At 70.8% G+C, this 22,801-nt stretch carries 30 protein-coding genes; 21 read left to right on the top strand and 9 right to left on the bottom strand.

Annotated elements, in window-relative coordinates; genetic code table 11:
• Positions 1–251: LysE family transporter (locus EHS43_RS00895; RefSeq protein WP_185806072.1), on the bottom strand; the 251-nt coding region annotated here is incomplete at its 3' end.
• A 246-nt stretch (positions 252–497) separates the two neighbouring features.
• Between EHS43_RS00895 and EHS43_RS00900 the strand changes: the two genes are divergently transcribed.
• On the top strand, positions 498–1,550 hold the full coding sequence (locus tag EHS43_RS00900) for a DUF2786 domain-containing protein (RefSeq protein WP_125188571.1): 1,053 nt from the start codon (positions 498–500) through the stop codon (positions 1,548–1,550).
• Here the strand turns inward: EHS43_RS00900 and EHS43_RS00905 are convergent.
• From EHS43_RS00905 to rpmB, 4 genes are all read right to left on the bottom strand, one after another.
• On the bottom strand, positions 1,531–2,070 hold the full coding sequence (locus EHS43_RS00905) for a DUF4232 domain-containing protein (RefSeq protein ID WP_125188484.1): 540 nt from the start codon (positions 2,068–2,070) through the stop codon (positions 1,531–1,533). The two genes, EHS43_RS00900 and EHS43_RS00905, sit on opposite strands and share 20 nt — an antisense overlap.
• A gap of 146 nt (positions 2,071–2,216) precedes the next feature.
• Positions 2,217–2,717, bottom strand: coding sequence for a hypothetical protein (locus tag EHS43_RS00910; protein WP_125188486.1), 501 nt, complete (start codon positions 2,715–2,717; stop codon positions 2,217–2,219).
• A 67-nt stretch (positions 2,718–2,784) separates the two neighbouring features.
• Entirely contained in the window at positions 2,785–3,090 is a 306-nt protein-coding gene (gene rpsN / locus EHS43_RS00915) for a 30S ribosomal protein S14 (RefSeq protein ID WP_125188488.1), read from the bottom strand.
• Positions 3,091–3,111: 21 nt separating this feature from the next.
• On the bottom strand, positions 3,112–3,348 hold the full coding sequence (rpmB, locus tag EHS43_RS00920; RefSeq protein ID WP_125188490.1) for a 50S ribosomal protein L28: 237 nt from the start codon (positions 3,346–3,348) through the stop codon (positions 3,112–3,114).
• Between the two features lie 62 nt (positions 3,349–3,410).
• Here rpmB and rpmG point away from each other — a divergent pair, with 62 nt between their 5' ends.
• From rpmG to EHS43_RS00960, 8 genes are all read left to right on the top strand, one after another.
• On the top strand, positions 3,411–3,575 hold the full coding sequence (gene rpmG / locus EHS43_RS00925) for a 50S ribosomal protein L33 (protein WP_015658813.1): 165 nt from the start codon (positions 3,411–3,413) through the stop codon (positions 3,573–3,575).
• 2 nt (positions 3,576–3,577) lie between these two features.
• The gene (locus tag EHS43_RS00930) at positions 3,578–3,826 is read left to right on the top strand and encodes a type B 50S ribosomal protein L31 (protein WP_125188492.1); all 249 of its coding nucleotides are present in this window, start codon (positions 3,578–3,580) and stop codon (positions 3,824–3,826) included.
• On the top strand, positions 3,826–5,004 hold the full coding sequence (locus EHS43_RS00935; protein ID WP_125188493.1) for a GTP-binding protein: 1,179 nt from the start codon (positions 3,826–3,828) through the stop codon (positions 5,002–5,004). Before EHS43_RS00930 ends, EHS43_RS00935 begins: the two co-directional genes overlap by 1 nt.
• The gene (gene rpsR, locus EHS43_RS00940; protein ID WP_125188495.1) at positions 5,004–5,261 is read left to right on the top strand and encodes a 30S ribosomal protein S18; all 258 of its coding nucleotides are present in this window, start codon (positions 5,004–5,006) and stop codon (positions 5,259–5,261) included. The genes EHS43_RS00935 and rpsR overlap by 1 nt, the downstream gene beginning before the upstream one ends.
• 64 nt (positions 5,262–5,325) lie before the next feature.
• Positions 5,326–5,697, top strand: a complete 372-nt coding sequence (locus tag EHS43_RS00945) for a VOC family protein (RefSeq protein ID WP_125188497.1) — start codon at positions 5,326–5,328, stop codon at positions 5,695–5,697.
• Positions 5,698–5,707: 10 nt separating this feature from the next.
• The gene (locus tag EHS43_RS00950) at positions 5,708–6,079 is read left to right on the top strand and encodes a helix-turn-helix transcriptional regulator (RefSeq protein WP_125188499.1); all 372 of its coding nucleotides are present in this window, start codon (positions 5,708–5,710) and stop codon (positions 6,077–6,079) included.
• Positions 6,076–6,537, top strand: a complete 462-nt coding sequence (locus EHS43_RS00955; RefSeq protein WP_125188501.1) for an SRPBCC domain-containing protein — start codon at positions 6,076–6,078, stop codon at positions 6,535–6,537. Before EHS43_RS00950 ends, EHS43_RS00955 begins: the two co-directional genes overlap by 4 nt.
• Before the next feature lie 148 nt (positions 6,538–6,685).
• Positions 6,686–6,928, top strand: a complete 243-nt coding sequence (locus EHS43_RS00960) for a DUF397 domain-containing protein (RefSeq protein WP_125188503.1) — start codon at positions 6,686–6,688, stop codon at positions 6,926–6,928.
• 100 nt (positions 6,929–7,028) lie between these two features.
• Here EHS43_RS00960 and EHS43_RS00965 read toward each other — a convergent pair whose 3' ends face one another.
• Positions 7,029–7,526 carry an ATP-binding protein gene (locus EHS43_RS00965; RefSeq protein WP_125188504.1) on the bottom strand — a complete coding sequence of 166 codons (498 nt, stop codon included), beginning with the start codon at positions 7,524–7,526 and terminating at the stop codon, positions 7,029–7,031.
• A 365-nt stretch (positions 7,527–7,891) separates the two neighbouring features.
• On the opposite strand from EHS43_RS00965, the gene EHS43_RS00970 reads away from it, so the two are divergent.
• From EHS43_RS00970 to EHS43_RS01000, 7 genes are all read left to right on the top strand, one after another.
• Positions 7,892–8,716, top strand: coding sequence for a helix-turn-helix transcriptional regulator (locus tag EHS43_RS00970; protein WP_125188573.1), 825 nt, complete (start codon positions 7,892–7,894; stop codon positions 8,714–8,716).
• Positions 8,717–8,828: 112 nt separating this feature from the next.
• On the top strand, positions 8,829–10,289 hold the full coding sequence (locus EHS43_RS00975) for an aldehyde dehydrogenase family protein (RefSeq protein ID WP_125188506.1): 1,461 nt from the start codon (positions 8,829–8,831) through the stop codon (positions 10,287–10,289).
• Between the two features lie 112 nt (positions 10,290–10,401).
• Complete coding sequence (locus EHS43_RS00980) at positions 10,402–10,938, top strand: DinB family protein (protein WP_125188508.1); 537 nt, start codon at positions 10,402–10,404, stop codon at positions 10,936–10,938.
• 21 nt (positions 10,939–10,959) lie between these two features.
• Positions 10,960–11,601, top strand: a complete 642-nt coding sequence (locus EHS43_RS00985) for a PadR family transcriptional regulator (protein ID WP_125188510.1) — start codon at positions 10,960–10,962, stop codon at positions 11,599–11,601.
• Between the two features lie 84 nt (positions 11,602–11,685).
• Positions 11,686–12,657 (top strand): ATP-binding cassette domain-containing protein, encoded by a 972-nt coding sequence (locus tag EHS43_RS00990; RefSeq protein ID WP_125188512.1) that lies wholly within the window; start codon positions 11,686–11,688, stop codon positions 12,655–12,657.
• Positions 12,654–13,415, top strand: coding sequence for an ABC transporter permease (locus tag EHS43_RS00995; RefSeq protein ID WP_185806074.1), 762 nt, complete (start codon positions 12,654–12,656; stop codon positions 13,413–13,415). Before EHS43_RS00990 ends, EHS43_RS00995 begins: the two co-directional genes overlap by 4 nt.
• An 85-nt stretch (positions 13,416–13,500) precedes the next feature.
• On the top strand, positions 13,501–14,262 hold the full coding sequence (locus EHS43_RS01000) for a MerR family transcriptional regulator (protein ID WP_125188514.1): 762 nt from the start codon (positions 13,501–13,503) through the stop codon (positions 14,260–14,262).
• A 26-nt stretch (positions 14,263–14,288) separates the two neighbouring features.
• Here EHS43_RS01000 and EHS43_RS01005 read toward each other — a convergent pair whose 3' ends face one another.
• On the bottom strand, positions 14,289–14,654 hold the full coding sequence (locus tag EHS43_RS01005) for a YbjQ family protein (RefSeq protein WP_125188516.1): 366 nt from the start codon (positions 14,652–14,654) through the stop codon (positions 14,289–14,291).
• Between the two features lie 135 nt (positions 14,655–14,789).
• Between EHS43_RS01005 and EHS43_RS01010 the strand changes: the two genes are divergently transcribed.
• Entirely contained in the window at positions 14,790–15,692 is a 903-nt protein-coding gene (locus EHS43_RS01010) for a DedA family protein (RefSeq protein ID WP_125188518.1), read from the top strand.
• Between the two features lie 20 nt (positions 15,693–15,712).
• On the opposite strand, the gene EHS43_RS01015 is transcribed toward EHS43_RS01010, so the two are convergent.
• Both EHS43_RS01015 and EHS43_RS01020 read right to left on the bottom strand, forming a co-directional pair.
• Positions 15,713–17,380: a threonine/serine exporter ThrE family protein gene (locus tag EHS43_RS01015; protein ID WP_125188520.1), complete on the bottom strand. Its 1,668-nt coding sequence runs from the start codon at positions 17,378–17,380 to the stop codon at positions 15,713–15,715.
• A 101-nt stretch (positions 17,381–17,481) separates the two neighbouring features.
• Positions 17,482–17,973: an inorganic diphosphatase gene (locus tag EHS43_RS01020; protein WP_007383738.1), complete on the bottom strand. Its 492-nt coding sequence runs from the start codon at positions 17,971–17,973 to the stop codon at positions 17,482–17,484.
• A gap of 79 nt (positions 17,974–18,052) precedes the next feature.
• Between EHS43_RS01020 and dacB the strand changes: the two genes are divergently transcribed.
• The 4 genes from dacB to hpt all read left to right on the top strand — a co-directional run bounded on the left by dacB (position 18,053) and on the right by hpt (position 22,728).
• Positions 18,053–19,690 (top strand): D-alanyl-D-alanine carboxypeptidase/D-alanyl-D-alanine-endopeptidase, encoded by a 1,638-nt coding sequence (gene dacB, locus EHS43_RS01025; RefSeq protein ID WP_125188522.1) that lies wholly within the window; start codon positions 18,053–18,055, stop codon positions 19,688–19,690.
• Between the two features lie 66 nt (positions 19,691–19,756).
• Positions 19,757–20,893 (top strand): zinc-dependent metalloprotease, encoded by a 1,137-nt coding sequence (locus tag EHS43_RS01030; RefSeq protein ID WP_125188524.1) that lies wholly within the window; start codon positions 19,757–19,759, stop codon positions 20,891–20,893.
• Between the two features lie 193 nt (positions 20,894–21,086).
• Entirely contained in the window at positions 21,087–22,115 is a 1,029-nt protein-coding gene (gene tilS, locus EHS43_RS01035) for a tRNA lysidine(34) synthetase TilS (RefSeq protein WP_125188526.1), read from the top strand.
• A 52-nt stretch (positions 22,116–22,167) separates the two neighbouring features.
• Positions 22,168–22,728 carry a hypoxanthine phosphoribosyltransferase gene (hpt, locus tag EHS43_RS01040; protein ID WP_020122574.1) on the top strand — a complete coding sequence of 187 codons (561 nt, stop codon included), beginning with the start codon at positions 22,168–22,170 and terminating at the stop codon, positions 22,726–22,728.
• Positions 22,729–22,801 lie beyond the last annotated feature (73 nt).

The following is a 22,801-nucleotide window of genomic DNA, read 5'->3' on the forward strand; positions in this document are numbered from 1 at the left end:
AGATAGGCCGCTCCCACCCAGCGCAGCACGTGGTACAGCGTCGGCAGGGTGCTGAACAGCGCCGACAGCCCGAGCGCCGCCGCGACCGTGTGCACGAGCATGGCGCAGGCCACGCCGAACGCGGCCATCACCCCGGCGGCGGGCCCGCCGCGGCCGCCCATCGCCACGATGAACATCATGTCGGGACCGGGGGTGACACAGAGCGCGAAGGCGGCGACGAGAAACGCCGCGTACAGAGACATGTCCACCATGCCGCCATGCTCGGAGCGGCACGCGCGCGTGGGCGAGCGATTTTCGCAGGGTGAGACGATCGCCCCGTGAGCAGGAGCAAGGGCAACCGCAGGAGCAAGGGCACCGACAGGAGCGGGGGCAACCGCGAGGACAGCGCCACGAGCAGCGGTGCGACCGGCGGCGACGGCAGCGGTACGCCCGGCGACCCGCCCCACCCCGTCGACCGCGCCTTCCGGGCCGCCCTCTACGCCGACGACGACACCGCCCTGGACACCGGCGCCTCACTCCTCGCCGCCGCCCCCGCCACCGACGCCGAACTGGCCCGGCGCGGCGCCGAGTTCGTGGCGCAGGCCTGGCGGCGCGGCTGGCAGCCCGCCGACGTCGTACGGATCGTGCGACGCGAACTGGACGACACCCACGTCCGCCTCGTCGCCGAGCTCATCCGCGCCCAGGCCCCCGACGACCGCCCGCGCGGACATCGCTGGGCCGCCCAGCTGGCCCAGCTGGAGGAGCCGGACGAGAGCGGACCCCGCTCCGACCGCTTCACGCACGCCGTCGCCGTACTGGAGCTGTACCGCCTGCTGCTGCGGCTGCCCGCGCTGGAGCCGCTGGAGGAACCCCGGCGGGAGCACCGGGGCGACACCCGCGTCCTCGGCCGGATCCGGGCCCTGCTCGCCAAGGCGGAGGGGACCGGCTACCCCGAGGAGGCGGAGGCGCTCACCGCCAAGGCGCAGGAGCTGATGGCCCGGCACAGTGTCGACGAGGCGCTGCTCGACGCCCGAGCGCCCGCGAAGGACACCCCCGGCGCCTGCCGGATCGGGGTCGAGTCGCCGTACGAGCAGGCGAAGGCGGTGCTCCTCGACGCGGTCGCCACCGCCAACCACTGCCGGGCGGTGTGGAACGAACCGTTCGCCTTCTCCACCGTGGTCGGCTTCGAGGGCGACCTGGAGGCGGTCGAGCTCCTGTACACCTCGCTGCTCGTGCAGGCGCAGTCCGCGATGGCGAAGGCGGAGGCGGCCCAGCGGGCGGGCGGCCGCAGGCGCACCAAGACCTTCCGGCAGTCCTTCCTCGCGGCCTACGCCCACCGCGTCGGCGACCGTCTGCGCGCCGCCGCCGAGACCCCGGTGACCGACGACCTGCTGCCCGTGCTGGCCTCCCGCGAGGTCGCCGTCACCGACCGCATGGAGCGGATGTTCCCGCGGACCACCACGACCCGGCTGCGCGGTGCCGGTGACGAGGCGGGATGGACCGAGGGCGCCCGGGCGGCCGACCGGGCGCAGGTCGGCAACCGGTCCCGGCTCAGTCCCCGGCCTGAGTGAAGGCGCCGACGGAGGCGTTCGGGTCACCGGCGTTGTCGCCCTTGCCCTGGACCGGCCCGTAGGACCACTTGAAGCTCTTCTGGGTGTCCGCGCCCGGCAGGCTGATCTCCAGCGTCTTCACGTCGAGGCTCGCCTTGGCACCGGCCTCGCCGCGCGTGTAGGTGAGGGTGAAGGTGGCGGCCGTGCCCTTGGCCAGGGTCAGCTCGGCGGACGGGGAGCCCTCCGTCGGCGAGAGGCTCGCCGAGGAGTCCGCGGCGTTCAGGTCGACGCCGGGGAAGCCGTCCAGCGTGCACTCGGCGCTCTGGTTGGTGAGCGTGACGGGGATGTTGCCGCTGTCCCCGGCGGCGGGGGCCACGCTGGCGGGGCCGACCTCGACGTCCATGGACTCGATCCGGCAGGTGGTGCCGTTGCTCGGGCTCGCGGTGGTCTTGTCACCACCCGAGCTGTCCTTCCCGTCGGAGCAGCCGGTCAGGAGCAGGGCCGCGGCGAGGGCGGTGACGGCGAGGGGGGCGGCGCGCATGTGAAGTCCTCTGATGTGAGCGATCCGGTGCATGGATCATCACGCATCCCCGAGCCGCGCGGTTGCCCGCCCCCGACGCGGACCGCGGTCGCGCCCCGCCCTGCCGACGAGCCGTGCGCGAGGCCGGGGCCCGTCGATGCCCTCGGCTACCCGAGCCCCGCGGTCGGCAGCCCGCTGGGCAGTTGGCCGCCCTCCGCCCGGGTGTACGTCTCGGTGCCGGCGCTGCCGGACCACTTCACCTTGAGCCTGGTCTTGTCGACCGACTCGACGGTCCCCTCGGCCCGGTCCGTGTTGCCGTCCGCGCACTTGAGGCGGATCGTCGTCGCGTCGGCGCTGCCGCTGCACACCGTGCCGCCGGTGGCGAAGAGGCCGGCCTGGTCGCCGTTGACCAGGAGCGCCACCGCCTTGCCGCCGGTGGTGGTGAGCCAGCTGCCCGCGACCTCGCCGGACGCCGAGGACGACGTACCGCCGGAAGCCGGGGAGGAGGCGGAGGCCGACGAGGACACGGACGCACCGGCGCTGGGGGACGCGTCGTCGTCCGAGCCCCCTCCGCTGCACGCGGTCAGGGCGAGCACGCCCACCAGCCCCGCGGCCGCGAGCCCGGCCCGCCGAACCGGCACAGTGCGCGAGAAGATCGCCGAAGTCACTGGAAGCTCCCAAGCTGTAGCGGTCGGCCAGACGACCGCAGCAAGCTACCAGCACCACCCGTGGGAGCTACCAGGAAGATTTGCGGACACCCGGCAGATGTCCCGCGTGCGCCTGCTCGCGCAGACCGACCCGGGACAGTCCGAAGGCCCGGAAGTAGCCGCGCGGGCGCCCGTCCACCTGGTCGCGGTTGCGCACGCGCGTGGCGCTCGCGTCCCGCGGCTGCCGCCTCAACTCCGCCTGTGCGGCGAGCCGTTCGGCGTCCGTGGACGACGGCCTGCGGATGATCTCCTTCAGCTCGGCCCGCCGCGCCGCGTACCGCGCGACGATCTCCTGGCGCTTCTCGTTCTTCGCGATCTTGCTCTTCTTCGCCATACCGGTTCCCCTCTCGATTCCTCAGATCCGCACACCGCGCGCGCGGATCCGCGCCACGGCCGCCTCGACGCCGATCGAGTCGACGGTCTTGATGCCCTTGGTGCTCAGCCGCAGCCGCACATGGCGGCCCTCGCTCGGCAGCCAGTAGCGCTTGGACTGGATGTTGGGGTCGAAGCGGCGCGAGGTGCGCCGGTGGGAGTGGGAGACGCGGTTGCCGAAGCCGGGCTGTGCGCCGGTCAGCATGCAGTGGGCGGACACGGGTGACGCACCTCTCTCGAAGCGGTTGTGTAAATGGAATTCATTTTCAGTAAGATAGCAGCATGGCACGCAACGAACTCCGCCCGGTCATCAAGCTCCGGTCCACCGCCGGGACCGGCTTCACCTATGTGACCCGCAAGAACCGCCGCAACGACCCGGACCGTATGACCCTGCGGAAGTACGACCCGGTCGCCGGCCGGCACGTCGACTTCCGAGAGGAGCGCTGACCATGCGCGAGGGAATCCACCCGTCCTACGGTCCCGTCGTCTTCCGGGACCGTGCCGCGAACCACGCCTTCCTCACGCGCTCGACGATGACGAGCGAGAGGACGATCGAGTGGGAGGACGGCCACACCTACCCGGTCGTGGACGTCGAGATCTCGAACGTCAGCCATCCCTTCTACACCGGCACCGCCCGCGTCCTGGACACCGCGGGCCGCGTGGAGCGCTTCGAGCGCCGGTACGGAAAGAAGGGCTGATGCTCTCCGTCGTGATCGTCGGCGGGCTGCACGCCGACGCCCGCAAGGCGGCCGTCGAGGAGCTCCTTGCCGACGTGCCGGGCAGCGTCGTCCTCCACCACGACCTGGCGACGGCCGCGGCCGGCACCGTCGTACGGACGATCCGCGACGCCACCGGCATCCTGTCCGCCGGGGAGGCGCCGCTGGTCAACGACTGCGCCTGCTGCGCGCTCCGGGAGGACCTGGTCCCGGAGCTGCGCCGGCTGGACGCGGCCGGGACGCTCCGGCTCGCGGTCGTCGAGCTGTGGGACTCCGTCGAGCCCAAGGCGATGGCCGAGGTGGTCGCGGCGGCCGGGCTCACCGTCACCGGCGTGATCACCGCGGTCGACCCGGCGCTCGTCCTGCCGTATCTCGGCAACGGCGACGACCTCGCCGACCGCGGCCTCGCCGCCGCGGCCACGGACCAGCGCACTGTGGCCGACACCTTCGCCCGCCAGCTGGAGTACGCGCCCGTCCTGGCCCTCCTCGACTCCCCGGAGTCCGACGAGGAGGACCACGAACTCCTCACCCAGCTCCACCCGACGGCCCGCCGGGTCCCGATCCGCGCGGGCGAGCCGACCGACGCGGCCGGCACCCGCTTCCCGGTACGGCGCCGCGGGCCCTCGCCCCTGGCCCGCGCCGCCCTCGCCGGATTCGATGTGGAGTCCGCCGCGGCCGCCCAGCACCCCGCCTGCGCCCTGCTGCCCGCCGAGGCCGACGCGCACGGTGTCGCCACCCTCGTCTGGCACCGCCGCCGGCCCTTCCACCCGGAGCGGCTGTACGAGGCGCTGGAGGACATCACCTGTGCGGCCGCCCGCAGCCGGGGCCGGTTCTGGCTCGCCGACAAGCCGGACGTGCTGCTGCACTGGGACGCGGCCGGCGGCGCCCTGTGCGTGGAGAGCGCGGGGCCCTGGCTGGCCTCGCTCCCGGACGCGGCCTGGGACATGGTCCCGCCGGTGCGCCGGGCCGCCGCCGCGACGGACTGGCACCCCGAGCACGGCGACTGCTGCCAGCACCTCGTCTTCACCTCGCCCGGCCTCGACCGCGACGGACTCGAACGGCTGCTGGAGTCCTGCCTGCTGACGGATGCCGAGTACGCCGCCGGGCGCGACGCCTGGAAACAACTGCCGCCCGCCTTCGACACCCTCCTGGAGGTCTGATGCCCCGCAACGCCGACCGCGGTTCCGGCCGCAAGCAGGACCGCAAGCTCGCCAAGAACCGGCCCAACCCGCTCGACGCCGCCGAGATCACCTACATCGACTACAAGGACACCGACCTGCTGCGGAAGTTCATCTCCGACCGCGGCAAGATCCGCAGCCGTCGTGTCACCCGCGTCTCCGCCCGGCAGCAGCGCCAGCTCGCCCGCGCCATCAAGAACGCCCGCGAGATGGCCCTGCTGCCCTACGCCAGCAGGTGAGTGCGGACAGGTAGGAGTTTCCCTACGGTTGACGCGTAGGGAAACTCCTACCTATTCTCGGTGCATGCCCCTCACACACGCCTCCTTCGTCACCCTCCCCGTCTCGGACCAGGACCGCGCCCTGCGCTTCTACACCGAGGTCCTCGGCATGGTCGTCACCGCCGACCGGGACCTGCCCCAGGGGCGCTGGCTCCAGGTGGCCCCCGAGGGCGCGCAGACCGTCTTCACGCTGTCCGGTCCGGGCATGGGCGGCTTCGAGCCCGGCTCGGCCCGGGGGATCATGTTGGTCACGACCGACGTCGACGCGGACTGTGCGCGGCTCGCGGAGGCCGGGACCCCGGTACAGGGACCCGACGAGCTCCCGTGGGGCCGCATGGCCACCTTCACGGACCCCGACGGCAACGGTCTGATGCTGCTGACGGAGGCACACCAGTAGGAAGGCCGGCATGACCGCACCGGGACCCGTCGAGACCGGGACCGCCGAGGAGGCCGACGCGGACCGCGTCTTCGCCGCGCTCGCGAGCGCCGTACGCCGCGAGGTGCTGCGGCTGCTGCGCGACGGCGGGCCCCAGCCCGTCCAGGCCCTGGCCGGTCACTTCGACATGCGGCGCCCGAGCCTGTCCGAGCACCTGCGGGTGCTGCGCGAGGCCGGACTCGTCTCCGAGCGGCGCTCCGGCCGACAGCGCATCTACCAGCTGGAGGCGGCCCCGCTCGCCGAGGTGCAGGACTGGCTCCACCCGTACGAGCGGTTCTGGCGCGGCCGGCTGAAGGACCTGGGCGCGCTGCTCGACCGCATGCCCGACGATGACGCGTCATGACCGGCCCACCTGATGACGACCTCACTGTCATCCGCGTCGACCAGTTCTTCCCGCACCCGCCCGCGAAGGTCTGGCGCGCCCTCACCGAGCCCGAACTGCTCGTGCAGTGGCAGATGCAGGGGGCGGAGGCGTTCCGGCTGGAGGTCGGGCACCGGTACACCCTGACCTCCGTCCCGCGGCCCCACGCGAACTTCTCGGGCAGCGTCGAGGTGGAGGTTCTCGCGTTCGAGCCGCAGCGGATGCTCAGACTCCGGTGGACCGACACGAATCCCGCCAACTCCGCACAATGGACGATCACTTGGAAGGTGGAACAGGAAGGGCGCGGTTCGCGTCTCTTTCTAGTGCACGAGGGATTCGATCCCGACGACCCCGCTCAGCTGATGGCCCGGACGATCATGGACGGGGGCTGGCGGACGCATGTGATGCGGAGGCTGGGGCACACGATGGAACGTATGTAGTGCCCCACACGTCACATCTGTAACCACGGGAACACCCCTCGTGCACGTGCATCTGCTCATGCATCTGCACGTGAACAGAGCTATGATCCGGACCAGTTGATTACTGCATCACTGGCCACAAGGCCACCGCACCACCGGGGAGCGACCTGTGGACCTCGACGTGTACAACGGCATGACGGCCACGGATCTGCGCGGGGTGGCCTGGCAGAAAAGCAAACACAGCAACTCGCAGGGTTCCTGCGTGGAGTTCGCGCGCCTGCCGGACGGGGGAGTCGCGGTGCGCAACTCCCGCTTCCCGGACGGTCCCGCGCTCGTCTACACACGCGCGGAGATCGAGGCGATGCTTCTCGGCATCAAGGACGGCGAGTTCGACCACCTGATAGCCGGTTGACACCGGTTGGTGCCCGCGACCTGTTCATGACCCGCGGTAACCATTGTCACGCACGGAGTAACGCGCGTAGAACCGCGGCGTCGTAAAACGCCGCGGTGTCTCACTCGGCGGAAGTGGCCGGGCCCGCGTGCGGCTGCAGCCGGAACAGCGCCCAGACCACCTTGCCGCCCAGCGTCCCCGCCATGGGATGCCATCCCCAGCTGTCGCTGAAGGAGTCGACGAGGAACAGCCCGCGCCCCGACTCCGCCGAGAAGTCGTCGGAATCGCGCGCGACCGGGCTTTCCTGGCTGGGATCGCGCACCGCGCACACCAGTCGTCCGGTCCAGCGCATCAGGTGCAGCCGCACGGGCGGATTCGGCTCCCCGGCGAGCACGCCGGGTGCCGGCATCGCGTGCCGCAGCGCGTTGGTGACCAGTTCGGAGACGACGAGGCAGACGTCGTCGAAGCGGTCGCCCAGGTCCCACTGGTCGAGCGTTCTGCGGGTGAACCTCCGTGCGTCGCCCACTGCTTCGTAGCGGGCGGGCAGGGAACAGGAGGCGGCGTCGGACACGGCCGCGGGATCCAGCGGCGGAAGGCCCTGCCTTAACGGCTCGAGCATGGTCGATCCATTCATCCCCATGCGAGGCACTCCCGGGAACTCGCGGTCGTTGCGATGCAGCGGTTGCGCGGGACCATGGTTTCGGATGAGCGATGCAGATGCAAGGTGCAGATGCACGTGCACGTGACCGAATTGGCCCTACCCGTACCGCTTGTTGGCCATTTTTTCCGCCATCTTCTCCACTGTTTCTTGCCTCTTCCTCCCCGCCACGTGTCTCGACCCTGTGCGGAAACTTTGGCTTCTTTCCATATCTGTAATCGGACGAGTACTGCTCGGAGTGTTTTAGTGGCAGACTTCGAGCCCTGAAGACGTTGGGGAGGCTGGCGAACGTGAGCGCGGGAGAGCCCGGATCGGTGGTGCGGCGGATGCTGCTCGGCTCGCAACTCAGGCGACTGCGTGAGGCACGGGGCATCACGCGTGAGGCGGCGGGCTACTCGATCCGCGCGTCCGAGTCGAAGATCAGCCGGATGGAGTTGGGCCGGGTGAGCTTCAAGACGCGTGACGTGGAAGACCTGTTGACGCTGTACGGCATCACGGACGAGCAGGAGCGGGCCTCGCTCCTCTCCCTCGCCCGCGAGGCCAACGTCGCGGGGTGGTGGCACAGTTACTCCGACGTCCTGCCGAGCTGGTTCCCCACCTATGTGGGCCTGGAGGGCGCGGCCTCCCTCATTCGCGCCTATGAGGTCCAGTTCATCCACGGCCTGTTGCAGACCGAGGCGTATGCACGTGCAGTGGTGCGGCGCGGGATGCAGGGCGCGAGCGAGGCGGACGTCGAGAAGCGGGTGGCGCTGCGTCTGGAGCGCCAGAAGTACCTGGCCGACGACGGCGGTCCCGAGTTCCACGTGGTGCTCGACGAGGCGTCCCTGCGCCGCCCGTACGGCGACCGCCAGGTGATGCGCGGACAGCTCCAGCACCTCATCGACATCTCCGAACGCCCCAACGTACGGCTGCAGATCATGCCGTTCGGCTTCGGCGGGCACTCCGGTGAGAGCGGTGCCTTCACGATCCTCAGCTTCACCGAGTCCGACCTGACGGACGTCGTCTACATGGAGCAGCTCACCAGCGCGCTCTACCTGGACAAGCGCGAGGACGTCACGCAGTACGAGAGGGCGCTGAAGGAACTCCAGCAGGACAGTCCGGGCCCGGACGAGAGCCGGGACCTTCTGCGAGGTCTCCTCCAGCTCTCCTAGGGTTCTCCCCAGAAGATTGCTCAGCGTGCCCAACTGGCGTGTCGCGCAAGTACGATGACGTGTGATCAGACCGTGACGTTGATCGTGTGTCTGCTAGTGATTTGGGGATCACATGTCGTCGTACTTCACCGACCTGGCCCAGCAGTACATCGACGGTGAGTGGCGCCCGGGCACAGGCTCCTGGGACATCATCGACTTCAACCCGTACGACGCCGAGAAGCTGGCGTCGATCACGATAGCCACGGTCGACGAGGTCGACGAGGCGTACCAGGCGGCCGCCCGGGCGCAGAAGAAGTGGGCCGGGACCAACCCCTACGCCCGCCGCGCGGTGTTCGAGAAGGCGCTCAGGCTGGTCGAGGAGCGCGAGGGGGAGATCGCCGAGGCGATCATCGCGGAGCTCGGCGGCACCCGTCTGAAGGCCGCCTTCGAGCTCCACCTCGCCAAGGAGTTCCTGCGCGAGGCGGTCAACCTGTCGCTGCGTCCCGAGGGCAGGATCATCCCCTCGCCGGTGGACGGCAAGGAGAACCGCCTCTACCGCGTGCCGGTCGGCGTCGTCGGCGTGATCAGCCCCTTCAACTTCCCCTTCCTGCTGTCGATCAAGTCGGTCGCCCCGGCGCTCGCGCTCGGCAACGCCGTGGTCCTCAAGCCGCACCAGAACACCCCGATCGTCGGCGGGTCCCTGGTCGCCAAGATCTTCGAGGACGCGGGACTGCCGGCCGGTCTGCTCAACGTCGTCATCACCGACATCGCCGAGATCGGCGACGCCTTCCTGGAGCACCCGGTCCCGAAGGTCATCTCCTTCACCGGCTCCGACAAGGTCGGCCGCCACGTGGCCACCGTCTGCGCGGCCAACTTCAAGCGCTCGGTGCTCGAACTGGGCGGCAACAGCGCCCTGGTGGTCCTCGACGACGCCGACATCGACTACGCGGTCGACGCCGCCGTCTTCAGCCGGTACGTCCACCAGGGCCAGGTCTGCATGGCCGCCAACCGCATCCTGGTCGACCGTACGGTGGCCGAGGAGTTCACCGAGAAGTTCGTCGCCAAGGTGCGCACGCTGAAGACCGGCGACCCGCGCGACCCCGGGACGGTCATCGGCCCGGTCATCAACTCCTCGCAGGCGGAGGCCGTTTCGAGCGCCGTCGAGCAGGCGATCGCCGACGGAGCGACCGCGCTGGTGCACGGCTCCACGACGGACAACCTGGTCGAGCCCTCCGTCCTCACGGACCTCCCGGCGAACTCGCCCCTGCTCAGGCAGGAGCTCTTCGGCCCGGTCGCCCTGCTCGTCACCTTCGACGGCGAGGAGGAGGCCGTCCGCCTGGTCAACGACACCCCGTACGGCCTCAGCGGCGCCGTCCACACCGCGGACATCGAGCGCGGCGTCGCCTTCGCCAAGCAGATCGACACGGGCATGTTCCACGTCAACGACGGCACGGTCCACGACGAGCCGATCGTCCCCTTCGGCGGCGAGAAGCACTCCGGCATCGGCCGCCTGAACGGCGACACCATGCTGGACTCCTTCACCACCACCAAGTGGATCTCGGTCCAGCACGGCCGCAGCCGCTTCCCGTTCTGACCGCCGACACAAGACGACCGCCACGGGCCCTTTAGGACCGAAACTGTCCTAGAGGGCCCGTAGTTTCATGAGTGTCAGGGGGAAGGCCCCGGCCTCACGAAAGGCGGCTGCCATGGTCACTCACGTTCCCGCGGAGGAGTACGGCGACGAGCGCGGAGCGCTCCTGTCCTTCCTGGAGGAGCAGCGCGGCGGAATCCGGCGGTCGCTGCTCGGGCTGACGGCAGAGCAGGCCGCCGCGAAGCCCAGCGCGAGCGAGCTGTCCCTGGGCGGTCTGCTCAAGCACGTCGCCGAGGTCGAGCAGGGCTGGATCGCCCGCGCCAAGGGCGAGGAGCCGGCCGTGCGCCGGGACGAGTCGAACTGGCACGAGTGCTTCGCCCTGGTCGGCGACGAGACGGTGGAGTCCCAGCTGGCCCACTGGGAGAAGGTGGCCGCCGAGACGGAGGCGTTCGCCCGCTCGGTGCCGAGCCTCGACGACACCTTCGCGCTCCCCGACCAGCCCTGGTTCCCGCCCGAGGGCCGCGTCTCCGTGCGCTGGGTGCTGCTGCACCTGATCCGGGAGACGGCCCGGCACGCAGGCCACGCCGACATCATCCGCGAGTCCCTGGACGGGAAGACGGCGTTCGAGCTGGTGGCCCTCGCCGAGAAGTGAGGAAGCCATAATCTGGACCGCATGTCAACGATCCGTCTCCTCGTGCTCGGCGCGGTGCGCCAGCACGGGCGGGCCCACGGCTACCAGGTGCGAAGCGACCTGGAGTACTGGGGCGCGCACGAGTGGTCCAACGCCAAGCCCGGCTCGATCTACCACGCCCTGAAGCAGATGGCGAAGCAGGGACTGCTGCACGCGCACGAGGTCGCGCCCTCCACGGTCGGCGGCCCGCCGCGCACCGAGTACGAGATCACCGACCGGGGCACCGAGGAGTTCCTGCGGCTGGTGCGGGAGGCGCTGACCTCCTACGACCAGAAGACGGACATGAAGTCGGCGGCCATCGGCTTCATGGTGGACCTGCCGCGCGCGGAGGCGGTGGCGCTGCTCAATGAGCGCGTCCGGCGCATCGAGGAGTGGCGTTCCGCCGTCACCGAGCACTACGTGCCCGAGGAAGGCCCGCAGCAGCTCGGGCACATCGGCGAGATCATGAACCTCTGGATCCACACGGCCGACGCCGAGGCGGAGTGGACCCAGGGGCTCATCGCCCGCATCGAGGACGGGGCGTACACCTTCGCGGGCGAGGGCGAACCGTTCGTCGGCGTCCTCGCCGAGGGCCAGGAGAACCCGTACGCGACGGGGGAGCGGCATCCCGGGGATGTCGGCTAATCAAGTTTGACGAGTGCGGACCGCGGAGTTACTTTGGGGCGTAGTCAAGTTTGACTACGCTGGAACCCCTGGGGAGGGTGCCCGATGACAGATGCGACCGAGGCGGCCGACGTGATCGTCGCGGAGGGCCTGCGCAAGCGGTACGGCGACAAGGCCGCCCTGGACGGGCTCGACCTGAGAGTCGCGCGCGGCAGCGTCCACGGCGTCCTCGGACCCAACGGCGCGGGCAAGACGACCCTGGTCCGTGTCCTGTCCACCCTGCTGCGCCCGGACGAGGGCCGCGCCGAGGTGGCGGGCCACGACGTGGAGCGGGCCGCCTACGACGTACGGCTGCGCATCGGCCTGCTCGGCCAGCACGCGGCCCTCGACGAGGAACTGGGCGGTCGCCAGAACCTGGAGATGTTCGGCCGTCTCCACCACCTGGGCGCCCGCTACGCGCGCGTGCGCGCCGACGAGCTCCTGGAGCGCTTCGGCCTCGCCGACACCGGCCGCAAACCGGTCCGCGCCTACAGCGGCGGCATGCGGCGTCGCCTGGACCTCGCCGCCTCCCTCATCCGCGACCCGGAGGTGCTGTTCCTGGACGAGCCCACCACCGGCCTCGACCCGCGCGGCCGCGCCGAGGTGTGGGCCGCGGTCCGCTCCCTCGTCGGCGGCGGCACGACGGTCCTGCTGACCACGCAGTACCTGGAGGAGGCCGACCAGCTCGCCGACCGGATCTCCCTGGTCGACCGCGGCCGGGTCGTCGCCGACGGCACGCCGGACGAGCTCAAGAGGCGCACCGGGGGCGACCGTATCGACGTGGTCCTGCGGGACGCGGGCCAACTGGGCGCGGCGCTCGCCCTGTTGCCGGTGCCTTCCGAGGGCGTCCGTGTCGACGCCGACCGCCGTCTGCTGAGCGCCCCGGTCACCGACCGGATGGCGGCGCTCTCCGAGGTCGTACGGGCCCTGGGGGCGGCCGGGATCGAGGCGGAGGACGTGGCGCTGCGCCGGCCCACACTGGACGAGGTGTTCCTGCACCTCACCGGGGACGAGAACCGAGTGAAGGAGACCGTGTGAGCACGTACGCGCTGACCGATTCCTGGACCATGACCCGGCGCGAACTCGCTCACTGGGCCCGGCAGCCGGTGCGGGTGCTGGTCGGCCTCGTCTTCCCCGTGATGCTGCTGCTGATGTTCGGCTACCTGGTCGGCGGCGGCCGGGGTGTGGACGGGGACTACGTCGACTACCTGGTCCCGGGGATGCTCGCGCTGACCATGGCGTTCGGGCTGGAGTCGACCATGATCGCGGTCACCCAGGACCTCAACAAGGGGGTGATCGACCGCTTCCGGTCCATGCCGATGGCCAACGGGGCCGTGCTGGTGGGCCGTTCGGCCGCCGACATGCTCCAGTCGGTGCTGAGCCTGGCCGCGATGATCGGTGTCGGGTACGCGATCGGCTGGCGGGTGCAGGGAGGCGTCCCCGGACTCCTGGCCGCGGTGGGCCTGTTGCTCCTGTTCCGCTTCGCCATGCTCTGGATCGGCATCCATCTGGCGATGGTCGCCGGGAAGCCGGAGATGGTGCAGGCCGTGCAGATCCTGATCTGGCCCGTCGGCTTCCTGTCCAACGCGTTCGCGACCCCCGACTCCATGCCCGGCTGGCTCGGCACGGTCGTCGACTGGAACCCCATGTCGCAGACGGCGACGGCCGTCCGTGACCAACTGGGCGGCCCCGGCGGCGAACCGGGACACGTGTGGGCGGCCGTGGTGTGGCCGCTGGCGTTGCTCGCGGTCTTCTTCCCCCTGGCGGTGCGAAGGTTCACGCGCCTGAGCCGCTAGAACCACTGCCCGGCGGCCCCGGGCTTGCACCTCACGTCGCGTGAGGAGCCACCGTGGAGCGCGTACCGAGAAGGGAGCGGACGAAGTGAGCTACTCCGTGGGACAGGTCGCGGGCTTCGCCGGCGTCACGGTGCGCACGCTGCACCACTACGACGACATCGGCCTGCTCGTGCCCGGCGAGCGCAGCAACGCGGGTCACCGGCGCTACAGCGACGCCGACCTCGACCGGCTGCAGCAGATCATGTTCTACCGGGAGCTCGGCTTCCCGCTCGACGAGGTGGCCGCCCTGCTCGACGACCCGGCCGCGGACCCGCGCGCGCACCTGCGCCGGCAGCACGAACTGCTGACCGCCCGGATCGAGAAGCTGCAGAAGATGGCGGCGGCCGTGGAGCACGCCATGGAGGCACGCACGATGGGGATCGATCTCACACCGGAGGAACGGTTCGAGGTGTTCGGGGACAAGGACCCGGAGCAGTACGCCGAGGAGGCGGAACGGCGCTGGGGTGGCACCGAGGCGTACGCCGAGTCGCAGCGCCGCGCGGCCCGGTACACCAAGGACGACTGGAAGCGCATGCAGGCCGAGGTGGCCGACTGGGGCGAGCGCTACGACGCCCTGATGGCCGCGGGCGGCACACCGGACTCCCCGGCGGCCATGGACATGGCGGAGGAGCACCGGCAGCACATCTGCGGCTGGTTCTACGACTGCCCGTACGACATGCACCAGGGCCTGGCCGACATGTACGTGTCGGACGAGCGCTTCAAGGCGTTCTACGACGCCATGCGCCCGGGCCTGGCCGAGCACCTGAGGGAGGCGATCCGGGCGAACGCCGCCCGGCACGCCTCCTGAGGACCTGAAGAACCCTGACCCGGGGGCTACTCCCGGGTCAGGACCACCGCCGTGCCGTAGGCGCACACCTCGGTGCCCACGTCCGCCGCCTCCGTGACGTCGAACCGGAACGCCAAAACCCCGTTGGCGCCACGCGCGCGTGCCTGCTCCACAAGCCGTTCCATGGCCTGGTTGCGGGTCTGCACCAGGGTCTTGGTGAGCCCCTTGAGCTCGCCGCCGACCATGGACTTCAGCCCGGCGCCGATCTGGCTGCCGAGGTGGCGGGAGCGCACGGTCAGGCCGAACACCTCGCCCAGCACCTCCTGCACCCGGTGGCCGGGCACGTCATTGGTGGTCACCACGAGCACATCGGGCCGGGGCCCCTGGCCGCCGCCGTATTCGTCAATACCCATGGCTCACAGCTTTGTCCCGGACGGACCACAGTGCATCCTGGGGACCCCCATGGAACCTGGGCCACCGCGGTTGCGTTGATACTTGAGGGCAGCCAGTCCCAGCCCCCGATCCCCACATGCAGGAGCCACAATCCCGTGACCATGCTCGCGCTCGGCCCCGAGTGGATCAGTCCCGACTATCTGATCAAGACGTTCAGCCTGCCAGGCATCCTGCTGATCGTCTTCGCCGAGTCGGGTCTCTTCGCGTTCCTGCCGGGCGACTCCCTGCTGTTCACGGCGGGTCTCTTCGTGGCCGAGGGGAACTTCATCAGCCAGCCGCTGTGGCTGGTGTGCACGCTCATCGTGGCGGCCGCCGTCCTCGGCGACCAGGTCGGCTACATGATCGGCAAGTTCTTCGGGCCGCGGATCTTCAGCCGCCCCAACTCCAAGCTCTTCAAGCAGGAGAACCTGGACAAGGCCCACGAGTTCATGGAGCGGTTCGGGCCCAAGGCCATCGTCCTGGCCCGCTTCGTGCCGATCGTGCGCACCTTCGCGCCCATCGTGGCGGGCGCCGGCAGGATGAAGTACCGCACCTTCCTGACGTACAACGTCATCGGCGGCGTGGCCTGGGGCACCGGCGTGACCCTCGCGGGCTACTGGCTCGGCCAGATCGACGTCATCAAGAAGAACGTCGAGGCCATCCTGGTCCTGATCGTCCTGGTCTCGGTGGTCCCGATCCTCATCGAGTACCTGCGCGAGCGCTCCAAGAAGAAGCGGGCGGCGGGACAGACCCCGCCCGAGCAGCCGTACCAGCCCATGGACGACGCGACGACCCAGCTTCGCCGCATCCCGTCCGACGACGGGCACCAGCAGCCCCCTCAGCAGCAGCACAACGGCCACGACCAGTACTACGGCCGCCAGCAGCCCCAGCAGCAGCCCTACGCCCAGCAGTACCCGCAGGGCTACGGCGGCCAGCAGTACGGCGGGCAGGACCAGCAGTACGGACAGCAGAACCAGCAGTACGGGCAGCAGAACCCCTACAACAACCAGGGGTACTGAGAGCCGCCGCGGAGCGCGGGTCAGAACCCGCGCGTCCGCTTGGCGGCCCGCCGCTTGCCCGCGGAGCCGACCCTCAGGAACAGCCGGGAGATCTCGGATCCCAGGTTGACCCCGATGGCGATGGCCATGGCCAGGGCCGCCGCCTTGGACAGGGACACCAGCCCCTCGTCGACATGGTTCCCGGCGATCGACAACAGCCCGAAGTACGTGGCCGAACCCGGCAGCAGGGGCCCGATCGCCGCGGTCGTGTACGGCAGCGCGGAGGCGAACCGGTACCGGGACAGCAGCTGCCCGAACAGCCCGACCAGACCCGCCGCCACGGCCGTCGAGGCGACCGGGGAGAACTCGCCGGTGTAGTGCATCGCGCCGTACACGCACCACGCGACACCGCCGTTCAAGGTCACGGCCAGCACGGTGGATCGTTCCTGCTGGAGCAGCACCGCGAAGGTCAGCGACAGCAGCATCGACGCCGCGATCTGCCACAGCGGGCGCGGCTGCGTCGACAGCGCCTCGTCGGGATTGAGGTGCGCCCCCAGCTGCACGCCGACGTAGAGCATCACCAGCACGCCCACGACGATGCCCACGAAGAAGTACATGACCTCCAGGAGCCGGGCCGACGCGGTGATGTAGAAGCCCGTCAGGCCGTCCTGGACGCCCGCCACCAGCGCCCGCCCGGGCAGCAGCGCGAACAGCCCACCGGTGATGACCGCGGACGCCTTCACGTCCACGTCGGCCAGCGTCAGCGCGACCCCGATCGCGGCCGGCGGCATCGCGGCGACCGCGAACTGGTAGAACTCCGGCAGCCCGCGCCCCGCGCACAGCCACGCCAGCCGGTCGCCGAGCATCGCGCCCACCATGGCCGCGACGAACACCAGCAGACCACCGCCCACCAGCACGGAGGCCGCGCCCGCCAGCAGCCCGCTCGCCGAGGTGAGCACCCAGGTCGGATACGGGTGCCGGTTGCGGCGGATCTCCGCGAGCCGCCGGTAGGCCTCCTCCAGCGAGATGGCCGTCTCGGGGTCGCTGAGGTCGTCCACGAGCCGGAACACGGCCGCGAGGCGCGTGTAGTCCGTGCCACGCCGCCGTACCGTCCTGGAGGCCGTCACCGGGTCGTCCACGAGCGAGGGCTGGTACGAGATCGACAGCAGCGTGAAGGTGACGTTCGGCTCGCAGCGGTCCAGGCCGTAGGACCGGCACACGGCGAACATCGCCGCCTCCACGTCCTCGGCGCCCTCACCGCCCGCGAGCAGCAACTCGCCGATACGCAGGGTCAGGTCGAGCACGCGCGGGACGGCCGGACCGGTGTCGTCCTCGGACTTCTGCACCGGCTCCGGCGCGGGCCGCTCGGCCACCGGCATCCGCAGCATCGTGCGCATCCGGTCCTGCCAGGGCAGGTCCTTGGTGAGACTGACCACCGGGATGCCGGTCGCCGGCGTGAACGCGGGCGGCGCGTCCTTCGCGCTGTAGGTGCGCGGCGTGTTGAACGCGGACCCCTCCGGCTCGGCGCCCGGCGGCTGCGGGACCTCCAGCCCCTTGGGCAGCGCGAACTCCGACGTGGTCTCCGCCTCACCGCCGACGGTTCTCGGCATCGCGAGCCCGTCGGGAACGGCGAACTCGGACGTGATCTCGGAGTCGTGGAAACCCCTGGCCTCGTCCGACTGCGGCTTGCGGTGCTCCGCCTCCGTCACTCCGTAACGCTCCCTGAACGACACATTCCGTAAGCCTCAGTATGCGCGGGCATGCGAACGGGCCGCACGCGTGCGCGTACGGCCCGTCCGGGACTCGGTGCTCAGTGGCCGCCCTGGTCCTTGAAGCGCTTGTAGGACCGCTCGATCTCGGCCTCGGCGTCCACGCGGCCGACCCAGTCGGCGCCCTCGACGGACTTGCCGGGCTCCAGGTCCTTGTAGACCTCGAAGAAGTGCTGGATCTCCAGGCGGTCGAACTCGGAGACGTGGTGGATGTCACGCAGGTGCTCCACCCGCGGGTCCGTCGCCGGGACGCACAGCAGCTTGTCGTCGCCGCCCGCCTCGTCCGTCATGCGGAACATGCCGATCGCACGGCACTTGATGAGACAGCCCGGGAACGTCGGCTCGTCAAGAATGACCAGCGCGTCCAGCGGGTCGCCGTCCTCGCCGAGGGTGTTCTCGACGAAGCCGTAGTCGGTCGGGTAGGCGGTCGAGGTGAAGAGTCGACGGTCCAGGCGGATCCGACCGGTCTCGTGGTCCACCTCGTACTTGTTCCGCGAACCCTTCGGGATCTCGATCGTGACGTCGAACTCCACCGGTGGCTCCTCCATGATCAACACATAGTTCTGGTGGTTAAGTGTCCCTCACGCAGGTCTGTGATCGCGAAAGGGGCTGTTGGTCGTGCCTGAACTGAGGCCTTGGCAGGCCGCGAGACCGCACGCGGTGCGGGTCGCGAACGCCGTACGACCGCGTCTGGCACGCGCCGCGGACGCCGTACGTCCAGGACTGACCCGGGCCACAGGCGCCGTGCGGCCGTATCTCGCGCGGACCGCCGCCGCCGTGAAACCGCAGGTCACACGGCTTGCCGGGGTGACCCGGCCGAAGACCGTCAAGACCTGGCAGTACACCGCCGGTGCCGCCGGCGCCGGTCTGGCACTGGCCGCCACCGTGGCGACCGCCGCCGGTCCCTGGGACTCCTCGGGTCAGCGTACGGCCGAGCGGGACCGGGCGGTCGCACTGGAACGACCGGGTGGCACAGATCACGAAGCGGACTCCGGTACGACCCCCACCGGGCCGCGCCCCGCCCCGAGCGCCGCGTCCGTGCTCACCGGACTGGGCGGCGGCACCCGCACCGTGAAGTCCGCCCCCACCGGAAAGGCGCTGGCCACGGTCCTCGGCCCGCTCCTCGGCAACACCGCGCTCGGCGCCCGCCACACCGCGGCCGTCGTGGACCTCACCAGCGGCAAGCGCCTCTACGGCGCGGGCGCCGGCACCGCGCTGACCCCCGCCTCCACCACGAAGATCGCCACCGCCGTCGCCGCCCTGTCCGCCCTCGGCGCCGACCACCGCCTCACCACCCGCACCGCCCTGGAACCCGACACCGGGGAACTCGTCCTCGTCGGCGGCGGCGACCCCACACTGACCGCACGCCAGGACGCCGACGGCTGGGCGAGCCTGCGCGAGCTCGCCGCCGAGACCGCCACGGCCCTCAAGAAGCGCGACATTAAAACCGTCACGCTCTCCTACGACAAGACCCTCTACGCGGGCCCCGAGATCCACCCGATCGGGGTCAACGACAACCTCGCCCCCGTCAGCGCCCTCATGGTGGACGAGGCCCGCACCGACGAATCTGCCAGCGGCCCCGCCCCGCGCGTGGGCGACCCGGCCGCCGACGCCACCCGCACCTTCGCGCGCTTCCTCGCCGACCACGGCATCAAGACCACCTCGCCCGGCCCCTCCAAGGCGACCGGCCGCGCCGAGGACCTCGCCGAGGTCTCCTCACCGCCCCTGTCCGCCCTCGTCGAACGCATGCTGACCAACAGCGACAACGACATCGCCGAGGCCCTCGCCCGCCAGACAGCCGTCGCGGACAAGCAGCGCGCCGACTTCGAGGGCGGCGGCGACGCCATCCGCGACCGGCTGGCGGGGCTCGGACTCCCGCTCGCCGGAGCCGACTTCCACGACGGCAGCGGACTCGACCGCACCGACCGGCTCACGGCGAACCTGCTGACCTCCCTGCTGGTCAAGGCCGGCGACCCGGACCACCCGGACCTGCGCCCCGTCCTCACCGGCCTGCCCGTGGCCGGCTTCACCGGCACCCTGACCAGTCGCTACACCGACGGCGCGGCAGGCGTCGTACGCGCCAAGACGGGCACCCTGACCGGGGTCAACACCCTCGCCGGGACGGTCGTCGACCAGGACGGCCGACTGCTGGCCTTCGCGTTCCTGGCCTCCGACACCACGGACCCCGCGGCGGCCCAGAGCGCGCTGGACCGCACGGCCTCGGCGCTGGCCGCCTGCGGCTGCGGCTGACCCGGTGCCCGCCTCGCCCTCCCGCGCGGCCTGCCCCAAGCGGGAGGGCTCACGTACGGTTGACGCATGACGAGCATCGGTGGTGCTGCTTCTTCTCAGATGGTCGACTGGAACCTCGCGGTGGCGACCGCGACCCGGCTCGTACGGCCGGGCCCCGACGTGAGCCGCGACGAGGCCCGGGCCGTCGTCGCGGAACTGCGCCGGCACGCCAAGGCCTCGGAGGAACACGTCCGGGGCTTCACCCGGATGGGCACGGAAGGCGTCCACGACACTCCCGTACTCGTCGTCGACCGCCCCGGCTGGGTCCGGGCCAACGTCGCCGGGTTTCGGGAGATCCTCAAGCCGCTCCTGGAGAAGATGCAGGAGCGGCGCGGCAACACTCCCGGCGGCGCGGTCCTCGGAGTCGTCGGCGGCAAGGTGACCGGCGTCGAAGTGGGCATGCTCCTGGCGTTCCTGTCGTCCCGCGTCCTCGGCCAGTACGAGACCTTCGCCCCCGCCACCCGCGAACTCCCCGCCGGGGAGAACGGCGGCGGCCGACTCCTCCTGGTCGCCCCCAACATCGTGCACGTGGAGCGCGAACTCGACGTCCAGCCCCACGACTTCCGCCTCTGGGTGTGCCTGCACGAGGAGACGCACCGCACCCAGTTCACGGCCGTGCCCTGGCTGCGCGACCACCTGGAGGGCGAAATCCAGTCGTTCCTGGGGGAGACCGAGGTCGACCCCATGACCGTCCTGGAACGCATCCGCGAGGCCGCCCAGTCGCTGGCCGGCGGCCGCCCCGAGGGCGAGGAGGACGAGGACGGCGGACGCTCGCTCGTGGAGATCGTGCAGACGCCCGCCCAGCGCGAGATCCTCGGCCGCCTCACCGCCGTGATGTCCCTCCTGGAGGGCCACGCCGACTTCGTCATGGACGGGGTGGGCCCGGACGTCGTGCCGAGCGTCGCCGAGATCCGCGAGAAGTTCCAGCAGCGGCGGGCCAAGGGCGCCTCCCGCCTGGACATGGCCCTGCGCAAGCTCCTCGGCCTGGACGCCAAGCTCCGCCAGTACCGCGACGGCGAACGCTTCGTGCGGGCCGTCGTCGACCAGGTCGGCATGGACGGCTTCAACCGCGTGTGGACCTCCCCCAACACCCTCCCGACCAAGACCGAGATCGCCAAACCGGCGGACTGGGTCGCACGGGTGCACCGCAAGGCCGAGTCGTGAACCGTGTACGGACGTCGTGAGAGGAATCCGGCCGACGGCAGGCAAACGCCCCTCCAATCACCCGTCCGAGGGACCGTGAGCCATGGGTAGGCGTGCAATGCTCGGGGAACGCCCCGGTTCTGTCACCATCTACACACTCTGAGTGACCGAACCTCGGGCTCACCCCCCGAAAACTTCATGAAGGGAACCGGACATGGGTCCCCATCCTGCGGTCGCGGCGATACGCCTGGCGGTCCGCCGCGTCCTCCACGACCTCCTCACCGACCACCACACCTCCTCCGAGCAGCACCCGCACGAGCGCCCGCCCACGCGCCCGCTCGTCCTCGTGGCCTGCTCCGGCGGCGCCGATTCCATGGCCCTCGCCTCCGCCCTCGCCTTCGAGGCCCCCAAACTCGGCCTCCGCGCCGGCGGCATCACCGTCGACCACGGCCTCCAGCCCGGCTCCGACCTGCGCGCCGAGGAAGTCGTCCTCAGACTGCGCGAACTCGGCCTGGACCCCGTCGAGTCCACCGCCGTGAGCGTCGGCCGCGAAGGCGGCCCCGAGGCCGCCGCCCGCGACGCCCGCTACGCCGCCCTCGACGCCGCGGCCGAACGCCACGGCGCGCTCGCCGTCCTGCTCGGCCACACCCGCGACGACCAGGCCGAAACCGTCCTGCTCGGCCTCGCCCGCGGCTCCGGCATCCGCTCCCTGTCCGGCATGGCCGCGGTCTCGGGGGCCGACGGCCGTTACCGGCGCCCGTTCCTGGAACTCGACCGCCAGACCGCCCGCAAGGCCTGCATGGTCCAGTCCCTGCCCGTGTGGGACGACCCGCACAACGCCGACCCCGCCTACACGCGCTCCCGGCTGCGCCACGAAGGCCTGCCCGCCCTGGAGAAGGCCCTCGGCAAAGGAGTCGTCGAGGCCCTCGCCCGCACCGCCCAGCTCTCCCGCGACGACGCCGACGCCCTCGACGCCTGGGCCCGCCAGGCCGAGGCCTCCGTACGCGACGCCGCCGGCCTCCTGGAGTGCGCCAAGCTCTACGCGCTGCCGCCCGCCGTGCGCCGCCGCATCCTGCGCCAGGCGGCCATCGAGGCCGGTGCCCCGGCCGGATCGCTGTTCGCCCGCCACATCGAGGAAGTCGACCGGCTGATCACCGGATGGCGCGGCCAGGGAGCCATCAACCTCCCCGGCAAGGTCGTCGCCCAGCGGCAGGGTGGCAGACTGGTGATTCGGCAAGGCTGAACCCCCGCCCCCTCCGGGAGGCGACGGGTAGCCGGTGGGACGACCGAAAGTGATGCGGGTGGACGCGAAAGACATGGGTGCCGACCTCAAAGAGGTACTCATCACCAAGGAAGAGATCGACGCGAAGCTCGTGGAGCTCGCCGCGAAGATCGACGCGGAGTACGCGGGCAAGGACCTGCTGATCGTCGGCGTCCTCAAGGGCGCGGTGATGGTCATGGCCGACCTCGCCCGGGCGCTGTCCACCCCCGTCACGATGGACTGGATGGCCGTGTCGTCCTACGGCGCGGGCACCCAGTCCTCCGGCGTGGTGCGGATCCTCAAGGACCTCGACACCGACATCAAGGGCAGGCACGTCCTGATCGTCGAGGACATCATCGACTCCGGCCTGACCCTGTCCTGGCTGCTGTCCAACCTCGGCTCGCGCGAGCCGGAGTCGCTCAAGGTGTGCACCCTGCTGCGCAAGCCGGACGCCGCCAAGGTCGCCATCGACGTCGAGTGGGTCGGCTTCGACATCCCCAACGAGTTCGTCGTGGGCTACGGTCTCGACTACGCCGAGAAGTACCGCAACCTCCCGTTCGTCGGTACGCTCGCGCCCCACGTCTACGGCGGCTGAACGTGGCTGCAGCGCCCGCTGAGCCAACAGGGCCGTCTTTGTAGGACGATCGGGAACCCTCGCGGGTTTCGCG

The sequence above is a fragment of the Streptomyces sp. RP5T genome (assembly GCF_003933965.1).
In the GTDB taxonomy this organism is placed as follows: domain Bacteria; phylum Actinomycetota; class Actinomycetes; order Streptomycetales; family Streptomycetaceae; genus Streptomyces.